The organism is Cellulomonas sp. P5_C5 (assembly GCF_054049655.1).
Genome location: NZ_JBFULY010000008.1, coordinates 30,619 through 45,463, shown reverse-complemented (window position 1 = coordinate 45,463; position 14,845 = coordinate 30,619). Strand labels below are relative to the sequence as shown.

15 protein-coding genes are annotated in these 14,845 nt (G+C 72.4%); 8 read left to right on the top strand and 7 right to left on the bottom strand.

Going from position 1 to position 14,845, the window contains the following annotated elements; translation table 11 throughout:
• Positions 1-88: 88 nt before the first annotated feature.
• Genes ACXJKF_RS09125 through ACXJKF_RS09115 form a run of 3 tightly spaced genes read left to right on the top strand, consistent with a single transcriptional unit; the run spans position 89 to position 2,408 of the window.
• On the top strand, positions 89-1,204 hold the full coding sequence (locus ACXJKF_RS09125; protein WP_456787421.1) for an alcohol dehydrogenase catalytic domain-containing protein: 1,116 nt from the start codon (positions 89-91) through the stop codon (positions 1,202-1,204).
• On the top strand, positions 1,201-1,956 hold the full coding sequence (gene fabG, locus ACXJKF_RS09120; protein WP_456787420.1) for a 3-oxoacyl-ACP reductase FabG: 756 nt from the start codon (positions 1,201-1,203) through the stop codon (positions 1,954-1,956). The genes ACXJKF_RS09125 and fabG overlap by 4 nt, the downstream gene beginning before the upstream one ends.
• Positions 1,953-2,408 (top strand): MaoC family dehydratase, encoded by a 456-nt coding sequence (locus tag ACXJKF_RS09115; protein WP_456787419.1) that lies wholly within the window; start codon positions 1,953-1,955, stop codon positions 2,406-2,408. The genes fabG and ACXJKF_RS09115 overlap by 4 nt, the downstream gene beginning before the upstream one ends.
• Before the next feature lie 130 nt (positions 2,409-2,538).
• On the opposite strand, the gene ACXJKF_RS09110 is transcribed toward ACXJKF_RS09115, so the two are convergent.
• Positions 2,539-3,762, bottom strand: coding sequence for an acetyl-CoA C-acetyltransferase (locus ACXJKF_RS09110; protein ID WP_456787418.1), 1,224 nt, complete (start codon positions 3,760-3,762; stop codon positions 2,539-2,541).
• Entirely contained in the window at positions 3,762-4,955 is a 1,194-nt protein-coding gene (locus ACXJKF_RS09105; protein WP_456787417.1) for an acyl-CoA dehydrogenase family protein, read from the bottom strand. The genes ACXJKF_RS09110 and ACXJKF_RS09105 overlap by 1 nt, the downstream gene beginning before the upstream one ends.
• 101 nt (positions 4,956-5,056) lie before the next feature.
• Between ACXJKF_RS09105 and ACXJKF_RS09100 the strand changes: the two genes are divergently transcribed.
• From ACXJKF_RS09100 to ACXJKF_RS09080, 5 genes are read left to right on the top strand one after another with little or no spacing between them, the layout of a single operon-like run.
• Positions 5,057-5,698 carry a QsdR family transcriptional regulator gene (locus ACXJKF_RS09100; protein ID WP_456787416.1) on the top strand — a complete coding sequence of 214 codons (642 nt, stop codon included), beginning with the start codon at positions 5,057-5,059 and terminating at the stop codon, positions 5,696-5,698.
• Positions 5,695-6,099 carry an acyl-CoA thioesterase gene (locus tag ACXJKF_RS09095; RefSeq protein WP_456787415.1) on the top strand — a complete coding sequence of 135 codons (405 nt, stop codon included), beginning with the start codon at positions 5,695-5,697 and terminating at the stop codon, positions 6,097-6,099. The genes ACXJKF_RS09100 and ACXJKF_RS09095 overlap by 4 nt, the downstream gene beginning before the upstream one ends.
• A gap of 58 nt (positions 6,100-6,157) precedes the next feature.
• Entirely contained in the window at positions 6,158-7,237 is a 1,080-nt protein-coding gene (locus ACXJKF_RS09090; RefSeq protein ID WP_456787414.1) for a phosphotransferase family protein, read from the top strand.
• A complete protein-coding gene (locus ACXJKF_RS09085) occupies positions 7,237-8,442 on the top strand; it encodes an acyl-CoA dehydrogenase family protein (RefSeq protein ID WP_456787413.1) in 1,206 nt (401 codons plus the stop codon). The genes ACXJKF_RS09090 and ACXJKF_RS09085 overlap by 1 nt, the downstream gene beginning before the upstream one ends.
• Entirely contained in the window at positions 8,439-10,022 is a 1,584-nt protein-coding gene (locus tag ACXJKF_RS09080; protein WP_456787412.1) for a long-chain-fatty-acid--CoA ligase, read from the top strand. Before ACXJKF_RS09085 ends, ACXJKF_RS09080 begins: the two co-directional genes overlap by 4 nt.
• Before the next feature lie 57 nt (positions 10,023-10,079).
• On the opposite strand, the gene ACXJKF_RS09075 is transcribed toward ACXJKF_RS09080, so the two are convergent.
• The 5 genes from ACXJKF_RS09075 to ACXJKF_RS09055 are packed head-to-tail and all read right to left on the bottom strand — an operon-like array spanning position 10,080 to position 14,770.
• Positions 10,080-11,345, bottom strand: a complete 1,266-nt coding sequence (locus tag ACXJKF_RS09075) for an ABC transporter substrate-binding protein (RefSeq protein WP_456787411.1) — start codon at positions 11,343-11,345, stop codon at positions 10,080-10,082.
• A 5-nt stretch (positions 11,346-11,350) separates the two neighbouring features.
• Positions 11,351-12,442: a branched-chain amino acid ABC transporter permease gene (locus tag ACXJKF_RS09070; RefSeq protein WP_456787410.1), complete on the bottom strand. Its 1,092-nt coding sequence runs from the start codon at positions 12,440-12,442 to the stop codon at positions 11,351-11,353.
• Positions 12,439-13,317, bottom strand: coding sequence for a branched-chain amino acid ABC transporter permease (locus ACXJKF_RS09065; RefSeq protein WP_456787409.1), 879 nt, complete (start codon positions 13,315-13,317; stop codon positions 12,439-12,441). The genes ACXJKF_RS09070 and ACXJKF_RS09065 overlap by 4 nt, the downstream gene beginning before the upstream one ends.
• On the bottom strand, positions 13,317-14,027 hold the full coding sequence (locus ACXJKF_RS09060; protein ID WP_456787408.1) for an ABC transporter ATP-binding protein: 711 nt from the start codon (positions 14,025-14,027) through the stop codon (positions 13,317-13,319). The genes ACXJKF_RS09065 and ACXJKF_RS09060 overlap by 1 nt, the downstream gene beginning before the upstream one ends.
• Entirely contained in the window at positions 14,024-14,770 is a 747-nt protein-coding gene (locus ACXJKF_RS09055) for an ABC transporter ATP-binding protein (RefSeq protein WP_456787407.1), read from the bottom strand. Before ACXJKF_RS09055 ends, ACXJKF_RS09060 begins: the two co-directional genes overlap by 4 nt.
• Positions 14,771-14,845 lie beyond the last annotated feature (75 nt).

Sequence of the window (14,845 nt, the reverse complement as noted above, 5' to 3'; positions counted from 1 at the left end):
CCCTGACCTCGGCGATGGTGTGTACTGTGGCGGCAACATACCGCGCGGTCGGTATGCGTGACAACGACGTCGACTCCTGGAGGTACGCGTGCAGATCGTCGGTGCGGTGCTGGAACGCTCCGGTGCGCCCGCGCCGTTCGCGCGGTCGAAGCCGTTCACCGTCGGCCCGCTGGAGCTGGACGGCCCCGGCCCGGGCGAGGTGCTGGTCCGGATCGAGGCGGCCGGCGTGTGCCACTCCGACCTGTCCGTCGTCGACGGCAACCGCGTCCGGCCCACCCCGATGCTGCTGGGCCACGAGGCGGCGGGGATCGTCGAGGCGCTCGGTGACGGCGTCGACGACCTGGCGGCGGGCGACCGCGTCGTCATGACGTTCCTGCCCCGCTGCGGCGACTGCCCGGAGTGCGCGACCGACGGGCGGCTGCCGTGCCGCGTGGGCAGCGCGGCGAACGGTCTCGGCCTGCTCGTCGGCGACCACCGACGGCTCTCCCGGGACGGTGAGCCCGTCCACCACCACCTCGGCGTCTCCGCGTTCGCCAGCCACGCGGTCGTCAGCCGCACCTCCGTCGTCCGCGTCGACCCCGACGTCCCGCCGGAGGTCGCGGCGCTGCTCGGCTGCGCGGTGCTCACCGGGGGCGGCGCGGTGGTCAACGCCGGCCGTCCGCGGGAGGGTGACACGGTGATGGTCGTCGGGCTCGGAGGGGTGGGCATGGCCGCCCTGCTGGTCGCCGTGGCGCTCGGGTTCGAGGTGATCGGGGTCGACGCGCTCGCGGACAAGCTGTTGGCTGCCCGCGAGAACGGCGCGGCGGCCACCTACACGCCCGCCGAGCTGGGCCACGTGCGCGCCCCTGTGGTGATCGAGGCTGCCGGCAATGCGCGCGCCTTCGAGACGGCCTTCGCGGCGACCGCGCCGGGCGGCACGACCGTGACCGTCGGCCTGCCCGCGCCGGACGCCCGCGCGTCGGTCAGCCCGCTGACGCTGACCGCCGAGGCGCGGACGGTGATCGGCAGCTACCTCGGGTCGGCCGTCCCCGCGCGCGACATCCCGCTCTACGTCGACCTGTGGCGGTCCGGGCGGCTGCCGCTCGAGCGCCTGGTCTCCTCCCGCATCACCCTGCACGACCTCGACGTCGCCATGGACCGCCTCGCGGCCGGTGGCGAGCTCCGCCAGCTCATCGTTCTCGACGAAAGGAACGCCCCCCGATGACAGAGACCAGAACCGCCCTCGTGACCGGAGCCGCCCGTGGCATCGGCGCCGCGACCGCCCTCCGGCTGGCCGCCGACGGGTACCGCGTGGCCGTCCTCGACCTGCGCGAGCAGGACTGCGAGGAGACCGTCGACGCCATCCGCGCGGCCGGCGGGGACGCGCTCGCACTCGGTGCCGACGTGGGAGACACCGACGCCGCCGCCGCGGCGGTCGCGCGCGTCGTCGACGAGCTCGGTGCCCCGACGGTCCTGGTGAACAACGCCGGGATCCTGCGCGACAACCTGCTGTTCAAGATGACCGAGAACGACTGGGACTCCGTCATGTCCGTGCACCTGCGCGGTGCCTTCCTCATGACCCGCGCCGTGCAGAAGCACCAGGTCGAGGCGGGCTGGGGCCGGATCGTGAACCTGTCGAGCACGTCGGCGCTGGGCAACCGCGGGCAGGCCAACTACGCGACGGCCAAGGCCGGGATCCAGGGGTTCACCAAGACGCTCGCGTTCGAGCTGGGCCGGTACGGGATCACCGCCAACGCGGTGGCGCCCGGGTTCATCGGGACCGACATGATCCGGCAGACCGCGGAACGGATGCACATCACCTACGAGCAGTTCATCGAGGCCGCGGCCAAGGAGATCCCGGTGGGGCGGATCGGGGTGCCCGAGGACATCGCGAACGCCGTGTCGTTCTTCTGCTCGGACGCCGCGGGCTTCGTCAACGGGCAGGTCCTCTACGTGGCGGGCGGGCCGAAGGCATGATCGCGGTCGACACCCCTGCCGGGCTGCTTGACGTGGTCGGCCAGGACGCGACCGCCGACGGTTKGTTCGCGGTCGAGCAGGCGCGCATCGACGCGTTCGCCGACACCACCGACGACCACCAGTGGATCCACGTCGACCCCGAGCGCGCCGCGGCCGGTCCGTTCGGCGCGACGGTGGCGCACGGGTACCTCACGCTGTCGCTGATCCCGTCGCTCACCGACGGGCTCGTCGAGGTGGGCGGGACCGGGCTGGTGGTCAACTACGGCCTCGACCGCGTGCGGTTCCTGCAGCCGGTCACGGCGGGCTCGCGCATCCGGGCGCGGTCCACGGTGACGTCGGCGGAGCCGACCCCGCAGGGCGTGCGCGCCACGTTCACGGTCACGATCGACATCGAGGGCGCCACCAAGCCGGCGCTGATCGCAGAGACGGTCGTCCTGTACTTCGCCGCCTGACCCGACAACGTCCGAGGAAGTGGCCGCCACAGCGGCCACCTCCTCGGACGTTGCTCTGTCACAGACCGCAACGTCCGAGGATGTGAGGGCGATAGCGGCCATTTCCTCGGACGTTGCAGGTTGTTCGGGGTCAGGAGACGCGCTCGACCACCATCGCCATGCCCTGGCCGCCGCCGACGCACATGGTCTCCAGACCGAACGTGGCGTCACGCGCGGCCAGGCCGTGCAGGAGCGTGGTGGTCAGGCGGGCTCCGGTGCTGCCGAACGGGTGGCCGACGGCGATCGCGCCGCCGTGCACGTTGAGCTTCTCGTGGTCGATGCCGAGCGCCTTCGCCGAGGGCAGCACCTGGGCGGCGAACGCCTCGTTGAGCTCGACGAGGTCGATGTCGTCCATCGAGAGCCCGGCGCGCGCCAGCGCCATCCGCGACGCGTCGACCGGGCCGAGGCCCATGATCTCCGGCGACAGGCCGCTGACCCCGGTGGAGACGATGCGGGCGAGCGGGGTGAGCCCGAGCTCGTCGACGATCCGGTCGCTGACCACGACGATCGCGGCGGCGCCGTCGTTGAGCGGGCAGCAGTTGCCGGCCGTGACGGTGCCGTCGGGCCGGAACACCGGGTTGAGACCCGCCAGCGACTGAGGCGTGACACCCGCGCGGGGGCCGTCGTCGGCGGACACGACCGTGCCGTCCGGCAGGGTCACCGCCGTGATCTCCTCGGCCCAGAACCCGTTGGCCAGCGCCTTCTCGGCGCGGTTCTGGCTGAGTGCCGCGAACTCGTCCTGCGCGGCGCGCGTGGTGCCGGTGAGCGCGGCGACGTTCTCCGCCGTCTGGCCCATCGCGATGTAGGCGTCGGGGAGCAGACCGGTCTCGCGCGGGTCGACCCACGCCTCGTCGGACACCGCCCGCGCGGCCGTGCGCCCCACGGCTTCTGCGAACCGCGGGTTCTCCAGCGTGGCCCCGGGGATGTAGTCGGAGTTCCCGATCGCCGACCGGCTCACGCACTCGACGCCCGCGGAGACGAACACGTCGCCCTCGCCGGCCTTGATCGCGTGGAACGCCATCCGGGTGGTCTGCAGCGACGACGAGCAGTACCGGTTGACGGTCGTGCCGGGCACGCCGTCGAGCCCCAGGAGCACCGAGACGATCCGGGCCATGTTCATGCCCTGCTCGCCGCCAGGCATGCCGCAGCCGAGCAGCAGGTCCTCGACGCGACCGGGGTCGAGCTCCGGCACCTGCGCGAGGGCGGCGCGGACCATCGACGCGGCGAGGTCGTCGGGCCGCACTGATGCGAGCGACCCCTTGAACGCGCGGCCGATGGGGGAGCGGGCGGTCGCGACGATGTACGCCTCGGCCATCAGACGAACGCCGCGATGCCGGTGATGGCACGCCCCACGATGAGGTTGTTCATGTCGTGGGTCCCTTCGAACGAGTAGACGGCCTCGGCGTCGGCCATGTAGCGCGCGACGCCGTGGTCGAGCTGGATGCCGTTGCCGCCGAGCGTCTCGCGGCAGAGGGCCACGGTCTCGCGCATGACGGACGTCGTGTACGCCTTGGCGAGGGCGGAGTGCTGGTCGAACTGGCGGTCCTCGTCCTGGAGCTGGGAGACCCGCACGCACATCGCGATGCTCGCGGTGATGTTGCCGAGACACCGGGCGAGCCGGTCCTGGACCAGCTGGAACGACGCGATCGGCTTGCCGAACTGCTCGCGCTCGAGCGCGTACCGCACGGTCGCCTCGTAGGCGCCGACGGAGACCCCGACCGCCTGCCACGCGACCTCCGCGCGGGTCAGGCGCAGCACGATGGCGACGTCCTTGAACGAGTGGATGTTCGGCAGCCGGTCCGACTCGTCGACGACCACGCCGTCGAGCAGGATGTCGGCGTTCTGCACGGTGCGCAGCGCCTGCTTGCGCTCGATCTTCGTCGCGGTGAACCCGGGGGTGCCGCGGCGGACCAGGAAGCCCTTGACCTGGTCGTCGGCGGTGTCGCGCGCCCAGATGACGACGACGTCCGCGAACGTGGCGTTCCCGATCCAGCGCTTGGCGCCGTTGAGCACCCAGGTGTCGCCCGTGCGGTGCGCGGTGGTGCGCAGGCCGCGGGCGGTGTCGGAGCCGGACAGCGGCTCGGTCAGGCCGAAGCCGCCGATGACCTCGCCCCTCGCCATCGGCGGGAGCCACTCGGCGCGCTGCTCGGGGGAGCCGCCGACGCCGATCGCCCCCATCGTCAGCCCGTTCTGCACGCCGACGAACGTCGCGAACCCGGGGTCGACGCGTGCGAGCTCGAGCGCGACCCACCCGCGGTACAGCGCCGTGTTCTCGAAGCGCTTGGTCTCCGGCCACACCGGCCCGAGCATGCCGAGGCGCCCGACCTCGGGGATGAGGTGCATCGGGAACTCCGCGCGGTCCCAGTAGTCGTCGGCGATGGGCCGCAGCTCGCGTTCCAGGAACTCCCGGATCTCCATGACGTGCGCGTTCTCGTCCGGGGTGAGGAGGTCCTGGAACGAGTAGAAGTCGCTCGTCAGGAGGGCATGGGAAACATCGGTTTGAGTCACGTCATGGCTCCGCTCGTGGATCGGCTCTGATCTCACCCTCGAGTGTGCATCATTTTCTGAGATGTTGCATAGCCCCCGGCGGAGAGGAGTAGGTTGCCGCCATGTCGAACCTTGGCGTGATCGGAGACGGGCTCGGCCGCATCGGCACCCGCGTCGCCCCCTCGTGGCTGTCCCAACGGCTGGAGGACGGTGAGCACGCGGATGCCGTGCGGGCCTTCGTCGCCGCCCGAGCGACCTTCATCGAGGGCGCCCGCATCGACATGGGCCGCCTTGCGACCAAGCTCGGCGTCGACCGGACGTCGCTGTTCCGCTGGGTCGGCAACCGCGACGCGCTGCTCTCCGAGGTCCTGTGGTCGCTGGCCGTCCCCACGCTCGAGCAGGCCGAGGCGGCGACGCGCGACACCCAGGGTGCCGCCCGCGTGGCCGGCGTGCTCACGCACTTCGCCGGCGACCTGATCACCGCCGACTACTTCCGCGGCTTCCTCCAGCGCGAGCCCGCCCGCGCCCTGCGGCTGCTGACGACCAAGGAGAGCGAGATCCAGCGACGGTACGTCGCGGTCGTCGAGGCCCTCGTGCGCCAGGAGCTGGGCGACGACCCGTTCGGGCGCGGCGTGACGGCGCACGACCTGGCCTACCTGCTGGTCCGCATCTCGGAGTCGTTCACGTACGCCGACCTGATCAACGGCGACCGGCCGAGCGCGGAGCGGGCGCGCGCGGCCTTCGAGCTGGTGCTGCGCCCGTGACCTACCCGCACACCGCTGCGTTTGCGACGCGCTGGAACGACAACGACGTCTACGGCCACCTCAACAACACCGTCTACTACGAGGCGATGGACACGACGATCAACGTCTGGCTCATGTCGGCGGCCGGTCTCGACCCGACGGGCGGGGGCCCGATCGGCGTCTGCGTCTCCTCGTCGTGCGAGTTCAAGGCGTCCGCCGCGTTCCCGGAGCCGCTCGAGGTGGGCCTGCGCGCCGGTCGCGTGGGGACGTCGAGCGTGACGTGGGAGCTCGGCATCCTGCGCGACGGCGAGCTGCTCGCCGAGGGGCGCTTCGTGCACGTGTTCGTCGACGACGAGACGCGTCGTCCCGTGCCGATCCCCGCCGGGATCCGTGCGGCGATCGAGCGCGACCTGGTCGTCTGATCCGGTAGCATACCGACCGGGCGGTATGACGACGTGCCACCCGGAGAGGTGGTCGACGATGACTGGTGCCCGGAACGCGACCCGACGCATGCCGGACCCACCCGGGCTCGACGTGGCACGGCTGGAGGCGTACCTGCGCCGCGAGCACCCGGACGTCGTGGGTGACGGTGCGTTGTCCGCACGGGTCATCGCCGGCGGGCGCAGCAACCTCACGTACCGGGTCGACGGAGGCCTCCGGCCCCTCGTGGTCCGCCGGCCACCGCTCGGGCACGTGCAGACCACCGCGCACGACATGGCCCGCGAGCACCGCGTCATCTCCGCGCTGCGCGGGTCGCGGGTGCCCGTCCCCCCGACGGTCGCGCTGGTGGAGGACCCGTCGGCCGGGACCGGGACCGTGTTCTACGTCATGGACCTCGTCGAGGGCACCGTGCTCGCCCACCCGTCGCAGAACACCACCTACACCGCCGACGAGCTGCGCGCCGTGAGCCTCGAGCTGGCCACCCTGCTGGCCGAGCTGCACGCGATCGAGCCTGCCGACGTCGGGCTGGCGGACCTGGGCCGGGCCGACGGCTACCTCGACCGCCAGCTGCGGCGCTGGCGGACGCAGCTCGACGGGTCGCGCTCGCGGCCGGTGCCCGTCCTCGACGACCTCCAGGACCGCCTGGCCGAGCGCGTCCCGGCCACCCGGCGCAGCAGCATCGTGCACGGCGACTACCGGCTGGACAACGTGCTGGTGGGAACGTCGACCAGCAGCAGCCCGCGCATCACCGCGATCCTCGACTGGGAGATGGCGACGCTCGGCGACTCGGCCGTCGACCTGGGGATGCTCGGGCTCTACTGGCACATCCGCCGGATCGAGGGCGGCGGCAGCGTCGCGCCCAGCGCGGTCGACCCGGCCGCCGGCTACCCGGAGTTCGACGAGCTGGTCGACGCGTACAGCGCCCGCCTGGGCAGCAGCGTCCCGGAACTCGGCTGGTACCGGGCGTTCGCCGCGTACAAGCTCGCGGTCATCCTCGAGGGCATCCACTTCCGGTTCCTCGGCGGCGACACGGTGGGGGAGGGCTTCGACAAGATCGGCGCCCTCGTCACGCCGCTGGCCGACGAGGGACTCGCGCAGCTGGCCGGGGTGGTGCGCTGATGGACTTCGCCCCCGACGCGGTGACGGTCGACGTCGTCGCGCGCGCACAGAGGTTCCTCGACGAGCACGTCTACCCGGCCGAGCCGGTGCTGGAGGCCGAGCTGGCCGCGACCCCGACCGAGTGGGGCACGCGGCCGGTGGTCCGGCGCCTGCAGGGGCTGGCCAGCGAGCAGGGTCTGTGGAACCTGTTCCTGCCGAGCGTCCTGACCAACCTCCAGTACGCCCCCGTCGCCGAGCTCACCGGCCGCAGCCCACGCCTGGCCCCCGCCGCGTTCAACTGCGCCGCCCCGGACACCGGGAACATGGAGCTGCTGACCGAGTTCGGCACCCCCGAGCAGAAGGAGGAGTGGCTCGAGCCGCTCCTGGACGCCGAGATCCGGTCCGCGTTCTGCATGACCGAGCCGGACGTGGCCTCGTCGGACGCGTCCCAGATCGCCACCCGCATCGTCCGCGACGGCGACGAGTACGTGATCACCGGCCGCAAGTGGTGGTCGACGGGTGCGATGAACCCCGACTGCGCGCTGCTGGTCGTCATGGGCGCCACCGACCCCACCGCCGAGCGGCACCGTCGCCAGAGCATGGTGCTGGTTCCGCGGGACACGCCGGGGGTGCGGATCGTGCGGCCGCTGACCGTGTTCGGCTACGACGACCGGGACCACGGAGGGCACGCCGAGATCGTCTTCGACGACGTGCGCGTCCCCGTGAGCAACATCGTCGCCGGCGAGGGCGAGGGCTTCGCGATCGCGCAGGCCCGGCTCGGCCCCGGCCGGATCCACCACTGCATGCGGTCCCTCGGGATGGCGGAGCGCGCGATGGACCTCGTCGTCGAGCGTGCGACGTCGCGGATCGCGTTCGGGCGGCCGCTCGCGGACCAGGGGGTCGTGCGCGAGTGGGTGGCCGAGTCCCGCCTGCAGATCGAGGCGCTGCGGMTGCTGGTGCTCAAGACCGCCTGGCTCATGGACACCGTCGGCAACCGCGCGGCGATGACCGAGATCCAGGCCATCAAGATCGCGGTCCCGCGGGCCGTGCAGCAGATCCTCGACCGCGCCATCCAGCTGTTCGGCGCGGGCGGCCTGTCCGGCGACCAGCCGCTGGCCGAGATGTTCGCCGGCGCCCGGGCCCTGCGCCTGGCGGACGGTCCGGACGAGGTCCACCTCGCCTCACTGGGGCGAGCCCAGCTCTCCAAGGGAAAGGGAAACCGATGACACACGACGCAGCCCTCGACGGTGCGGGCTACGGGAGCATGTCGGTCGCGGCGATCCTCGCCGAGACCGCCCACCGCGCCCCCGACCGCACGGCGTTCTTCATGGGCGACCAGGTGGTCCGCTACGGCGAGCTCTGGGACCAGACCCGTGCCTACGCCGGTGCCCTTCGCGCCCGCGGGATCGGACCGGGTGACCGGGTCGCGATGATCGTGCCGAACGTGCCCGACTTCGCCCGCGTCTACTACGGCGTGCTGGCCCTCGGCGCGGTCGTCGTGCCGGTCCACCTGCTGTTCAAGGCCGAGGAGATCGAGTTCGTCCTGCGCGACTCGGGCGCGACGGTCCTGGTCGCCGCGGCGCCGATGCTCGCCGAGGCCGCCCCCGCGGCCGCACGCGTGGGCATCCCATTGCTGACGGTGCTCGTGCCGGACGGGATGGCCGTCCCGTTCCCGCGCCTGGAGGACGAGGCCGCGGCGGCACAGGCGATCGACCTGTACGAGTCCGTGCACCCGATCAGCCCCGCGACGATCCTCTACACCAGCGGCACCACTGGGCGGCCGAAGGGTGCCGTCGGGTCGCACCTGGCGATCATCGAGCAGGTCAACGTGGCCCTGATCGACCTGTTCGACATGGTGCGCGACGACGTCGTGTTCGGTGGCCTCCCGTTGTTCCACACGTTCGGCCAGGTGTCCGTCATGAACACCGCGTTCCGCCGCGGTGCCGCGGTGATCCTGCTGCCCAAGTTCGACCCCGACCAGGCGCTCGCGCAGATGGTGCAGCACGGCGCGACCGTGTTCACGGCCGTCCCGACGATGTACATCGGGCTCATCCAGGCCGCCGCACGCAGCACGCAGCGCCCGCCGCTGCGGTACGCCGTCTCCGGCGGGGCTGCGCTGCCCGTCGCGGTGCTCGAGGCGTTCGCCCGGGACTTCGGCGCCGAGGTGCACGAGGGCTACGGCCTGACCGAGACCTCGCCCGCCGTCGCGTTCAACCACGTGGGCGAGCCGATCCGGCCCGGCACCGTGGGGCGGCCGCTGTGGGGCGTCGACATCGAGATCGCCGACGCGAACATCGACGACCGCATCGAGCGGCTGCCCGTCGGGGAGCTGGGCGAGATCGTCGTGCGCGGTCACGCCCTGTTCAAGGGGTACCTGGGCAACCCGGACGCGTCCGCCGCCGCGGTGGTCGACGGCTGGTTCCGCACCGGTGACCTGGGCACCAAGGACGCCGACGACATCGTCACGATCGTCGACCGCAAGAAGGACATGATCGTCCGCAACGGCTACAACGTGTACCCGAGCGAGGTCGAGGACGTCATGATGCGGCACCCCGCCGTCGCGTTCGCCGCCGTCTTCGGGCTCCCCGACGAGGCGCGCGGGCAGGAGGTCCACGCCGCGGTCGTGCTCCTCGACGGGCACGAGGCCACGCCCGAGGAGCTGGTGGCGTTCGTGCAGGAGCGCATCGCCGCGTACAAGTTCCCGCGCGTCGTCCACCTGGTCGAGGCCCTCCCGCTCGGGGGCAGCGGCAAGGTGCTCAAGCGCGAGCTCGTGGCGCAGTTCTCCACCAGCGCGTCGCGCGCCTGACACACCGGAGGCCCGGTCCCCTCGTGGGGGACCGGGCCTCTGTCGTGCGTGCGGGCCTCAGGCGGTCGGGATGCCGTCCCCCTCGAGTGCCACGGGCGAACCGGTGTACGGCTMGACGGGACCGCTGCCGGCGTCCGTCGTGTAGATCTCGCCGTCGACGTAGTCCTGGACGCCCTTGTCGACAACGGTGATGCCGACGCCCTGGAACGCGGCGTGGCTGTCCTTGGAGAAGCTCAGCGGCACGATGCCGTTGCCCGGGAGGGCACCCACCTCGAGCGCGTCGAGCAGGCTCTTGCGCGTCGGGTCGTCGCCGGCCTTGGCCAGGGCCTGCGCGAACAGGTAGCCGACCGACATGCCGTACACGGTGTTGCCACTGAACGGGGCGCCGTCGTTGTACTCGTCGTTGATCTCCTGGAAGAGCGAGACCCACTCGTCGTCCGGGCTGAACGGCAGGTAGTTGGAGCTGACGAAGCCCTGGAGCAGCAGCGGCGCGATGTCCTCACCGAGGTAGCCGACCAGCGTCGGGTAGTCCCCGCCCGACGACGACGACACCCACTGCGCCGGGTACTTCATCTTGGCGGCGGTGCCCAGCGCGAGCGCCGTGAAGCCGTTGACGGTGGCCAGGAAGTTGACCTCGCAGCCGGCCGCCTGCATGGCGCCGACCTGGGCGACGACGTCCTGCACGGACACCGAGTAGGTCTGCGTCGAGGCGAGCCCGTCGTTGCCGAGCACCTGGAGGAGGCCCGTGGTGAAGTCGGTGCCGAAGTCGTCGTCCTGGCCGAGGACGCAGAACGTCTTGTCCGGCCAGGTCTCCTGGGCGTAGGCGGCCAGCGCCTTGGCCTCCACGATGTAGTTGGCGTTGTAAGCGAACGTGTTCGGGAACGTGCCGGGCTGGTCCCACTTGGGGCTGCCCGACGCGACGAACAGGTCCGGCACGTCGTTCTCGTTGAGGTAGTCGACGACGGCCGAGTGCGTGGGCGTGCCCAGGCCGTTGATGACCGCGAAGACCTCGTCCTCCTGGACCAGCTCGCGGACCACGGTCGAGGTGGTCGCCGGGTTGTACCCGTCGTCCTTGACGATGTAGTCGATGCTGCGTCCGTTGATCCCGCCGTTGGCGTTGACGTACTCGAAGTACGCGTTCGTCGCGGCGGAGATGGACGAGTAGCCCGCTGCGGCCGGGCCGGTGAGGGGGGTGTGCGTGCCGACCGTGACCGTGTCCTCGGTGATGCCGGGGGAGGGCTCGGGGGTGCTGCAGGCGGCGAGGCCGGCAGCGAGGAGGGCGGTGGTGGCGATCAGCGCGACGGACCGGGAGCGTTGTGACATCGGTGTCACCTCTGTTCTTCGGTAGGGACGAGGACCTTGCGCGGTGCGGGTTCTTCTGTGGGGCGAGGGACATCAGGGGAAGGGCGACGACGGCGGGCGACGAGCGCCCCGTGCAGTCCGTGCGGGGCGACCGCCATCACCGTGATGAGCAGGAGCCCGAAGACGAGGACCGCGAGGTTCCCGTCGAGTCGCTGCGCGGCGTCGGCCGGGAGGCCTGCCGTGAGCCGGCCGATGAGCCAGGGCAGGAGCACGATGACGACCGAGCCGAGCGCGGCACCGAGGATGCTGCCCAGCCCGCCGATGACGACCGCGACCACGAGCAGCAGCGAGAACCCCACGGTGTAGGCGCCGGGGCTGACGGTCTGCGCGACGAAGCACAGGACGGCTCCGCCGATGCCGGCCGCGACCGAGCTGGCCGTGAACGCGAGCACCTTCACGCGACCGGCCGGGATGCCGCTCAGCCGGGCGGCCACCTCGTCGTCGCGCACCGCGAGCATCCGCAGCCCGAACCGCCCGCCGCGCAGCAGCGTCAGACCGGTCACGACCGCCGACGTGACGACGACGGCCACCATCGCCTGCCACTGCTCGAGGGCGACCACCCGGCGCAGGCCGTCGGGCACCCCCTCGAACGCGATGTGCACGCCCTGGTCGCCGTGCAGCACGGTCGACCAGGTCGACGCGACGGCCGGCAGGGCGACCACGACGGCGAGCGTGAGACCGGCCAGGTACGGCCCGGACAGGCGGGCCGCGGCGAGCCCGAGGAGCAGGCCGACGACGGCCGCCGCGAGCGCGCCCGCCAGGAGCGCCAGCACGAAGGCGGGGAGCCCGTCGAACGGCAGCGCGTTCCGGGTGAGCGCGAACCCGTACCCGCCGACGGCCATGAGCGCGGCGTGCCCGAGGGAGAGCTGGCCGGTGGCGCCGACGAGCACCGTGAGCCCGGCGGTCGCGCACAGGTACGCCGCCACGAGCGCGAGCTGGTAGTTGCGGAACGGGTCGAGGGCGAACGTGCCGCCGAGGGCCACGGCGGTCCAGCCCGCCGCGAGGACCAGGGTGCGGGTCAGCGACCGCTGTCCGGGGAGTCTCTGCCGGCCGGTCATGCGCGCCTCGCCTCCGCCGCCGCGAACAGTCCTGCGGGTCGCAGGAGGAGCACCAGCACGAGCAGCACGAGGACCGCGATCGGCACCAGGCCGGCGCCGAGGTAGCCGGTGACCAGGCTCATCGCGACGCCGACCACCACGCCGCCGACCAGCGCGCCGACCGGCGAGTCGAGCCCGCCGACCACCGCGACCGTGAAGCCGAGGACGAACAGCGAGTCCGTGGCGTGCGGGTTCAAACCGAGGCTCGTCGGCACCAGGAGGATCGCCGCGAGGGACCCGACGAGGCTGGACAGGACCCAGCCGACGGTCACGGTGCGCGAGACCCGGACACCGAGCAGCCGGGAGACCTCGGGGGCGAACGCCGCGGCACGCATCTGCAGGCCGAGCGACGTCCACCGGAACAGGACGGCCAGCGCCCCCATCACCACCACGGCGACGACCAGCACGAACAGGTCGTACGGCGAGAGCAGCGGCACCCCGCCGACGACGATCGCGCGGTCGTCGAACGGCACGCGCATCGGCCGGTAGTCCGGGCCGAAGATGATCCCGAGAGCCGACTGCAGCACCATCACCAGCCCGATCGCCAGGATGACGCCGGACAGCGGCGAGGCCGGCGACGCGAACCGCATGACCCCGCGCTCGACGGCGAACCCGAGCAGCCCGCCGGCGAGCAGGGCGGCCAGCAGGCCGAGCCAGTAGCTGCCCGTCAGCGACGTCACCTCGAACGCGACGTAGGTGCTGACCACCGCCATGGCGCCCTGCGCGAAGTTGACGACGCGCGCCCCGCGCCAGATGAGGACGAGCGCGAGGGCGAACAGCGCGAGGACGGCACCGCGCGCGAGGCCGGTGCCCAGGAGGAAGACGAGTCGGTCCATCAGAACCCCAGGTAGGCGTGGCGGAGGCGGTCGTCGGCGGCGAGCTCGTGCGCGGGCCGGGACGCGACGACCTCACCGAGCCCGAGCACGACGCCGTGGTCGGCGACGGACAGCGCCCCGACGACGTTCTGCTCGGCGAGCAGGACGGTGAGCCCGGTGCGGTCGGCCAGGGAGCGCAGGACGCCCATGATCTGGGCGACGACGCGCGGCGCCAGGCCGAGCGACGGCTCGTCGAGCAGCAGGACGGTGGGCCGCGCGACCAGCGCCCGGCCGAGCGAGAGCATCTGCCGCTCGCCGCCGGAGAGCTGGTGGCCCGGGTTGTCGCGGCGGCGGGCCAGCGGCTCGAACAGCTCGTAGACCTCGGCCACCGCCGCGCGGCGGTCGGGTCCGCGCCACAGGCCACCGAGCCGCAGGTTCTCGTCGACCGTCAGCTCCGCGACCACGCCGCGGCCCTCCGGCACGTGGGCGAGCCCGCGCCGGACCCGGTCCTCGACGCTGATCCCGGCGAGGTCCTGCCCGGCGAGACGGATGCTGCCGTGCGTGAGCGGCACCAGCGCAGAGAGAGTCCGTAGGAGGGTCGTCTTGCCGGCCCCGTTGGCGCCGACGAGGGCGACGATGCTTCCGGCCGGCACGTCGAGGTCGACGTCGCGCAGCACCGGCGCGCCGCCGTAGCCGACGGTCAGCCCCCGCACCTCCAAGAGCGCGCTCACGAGGTGGTCACCTCGATCCCCAGGTAGGCCTCGTCGACCGCCGGGTCGCCCGCGACCTCGTCCGGGGTGCCGGACGCGATCACGCGCCCGAAGTCGAGGACGACGACGCGGTCGCACACGCTCATGACGAAGTCCACGTGGTGCTCGACCAGCAGGACCGCGCAGCCGGTCGCGGCGGTGTGCCGGACGAGGTCGCCGAGCGCGGCGATGTCCTCGGCGCCGAGGCCGCCCGCGGGCTCGTCGAGCAGGAGCAGGCGCGGCTGCGCGACGAGCGCCCGGGCGAGCGCGACCTTCTTCTGCTCCGGGTAGGGCAGGTCGCCGACGGGGCGGTCGGCGTGCGCGGCGAGGTCGAGCGCGTCGAGCTGCCGCTGGGCGTCCGCGCCGGGGTCGGCGGCGTGCAGGTGCCCGGCGAGCACGTTCTCCCGGACGGTCAGGCCGCGGAAGAGGCCGAGGCCCTGCAGCGTGCGGGCGACGCCGCGGGAGGACAGCCGCGTCGGGTCGGCGGGGAGCGGGACGCCCTCGACCGTGATCGTTCCCGCGCTGGGGCGGACGAGCCCGCAGACCGCGTTGAACAGCGTGGTCTTGCCGGCGCCGTTGGGGCCGATCAGGCCGACGACCTCGCCCTCGTCCACGTGCAGGCTCACGTCGTCGAGGGCGCTCAGGCCCCCGAAGCGGACGCTCAGGCCGCGGACGGCCAGGTACGGCTCACCGCCCGTGCTGACGGGCGTCATCTGTGCGGACATCGGCACCTCTTCGTGTCGGTGAGGACGAAAGTACAACAGAAACCGACCGGACGGTATGGAGATCAGGACACGGTT

Coding starts and splice junctions, on each gene's coding strand:
- ACXJKF_RS09100 (WP_456787416.1), top strand. CDS start 5,057: ATGTCGAACCTTGGCGTGATCGGAGACGGGCTCGGCCGCATCGGCACC.
- fabG (WP_456787420.1), top strand. CDS start 1,201: ATGACAGAGACCAGAACCGCCCTCGTGACCGGAGCCGCCCGTGGCATC.
- ACXJKF_RS09080 (WP_456787412.1), top strand. CDS start 8,439: ATGACACACGACGCAGCCCTCGACGGTGCGGGCTACGGGAGCATGTCG.
- ACXJKF_RS09065 (WP_456787409.1), bottom strand. CDS start 13,317: ATGGACCGACTCGTCTTCCTCCTGGGCACCGGCCTCGCGCGCGGTGCC.
- ACXJKF_RS09070 (WP_456787410.1), bottom strand. CDS start 12,442: ATGACCGGCCGGCAGAGACTCCCCGGACAGCGGTCGCTGACCCGCACC.
- ACXJKF_RS09090 (WP_456787414.1), top strand. CDS start 6,158: ATGACTGGTGCCCGGAACGCGACCCGACGCATGCCGGACCCACCCGGG.
- ACXJKF_RS09055 (WP_456787407.1), bottom strand. CDS start 14,770: ATGTCCGCACAGATGACGCCCGTCAGCACGGGCGGTGAGCCGTACCTG.
- ACXJKF_RS09110 (WP_456787418.1), bottom strand. CDS start 3,762: ATGGCCGAGGCGTACATCGTCGCGACCGCCCGCTCCCCCATCGGCCGC.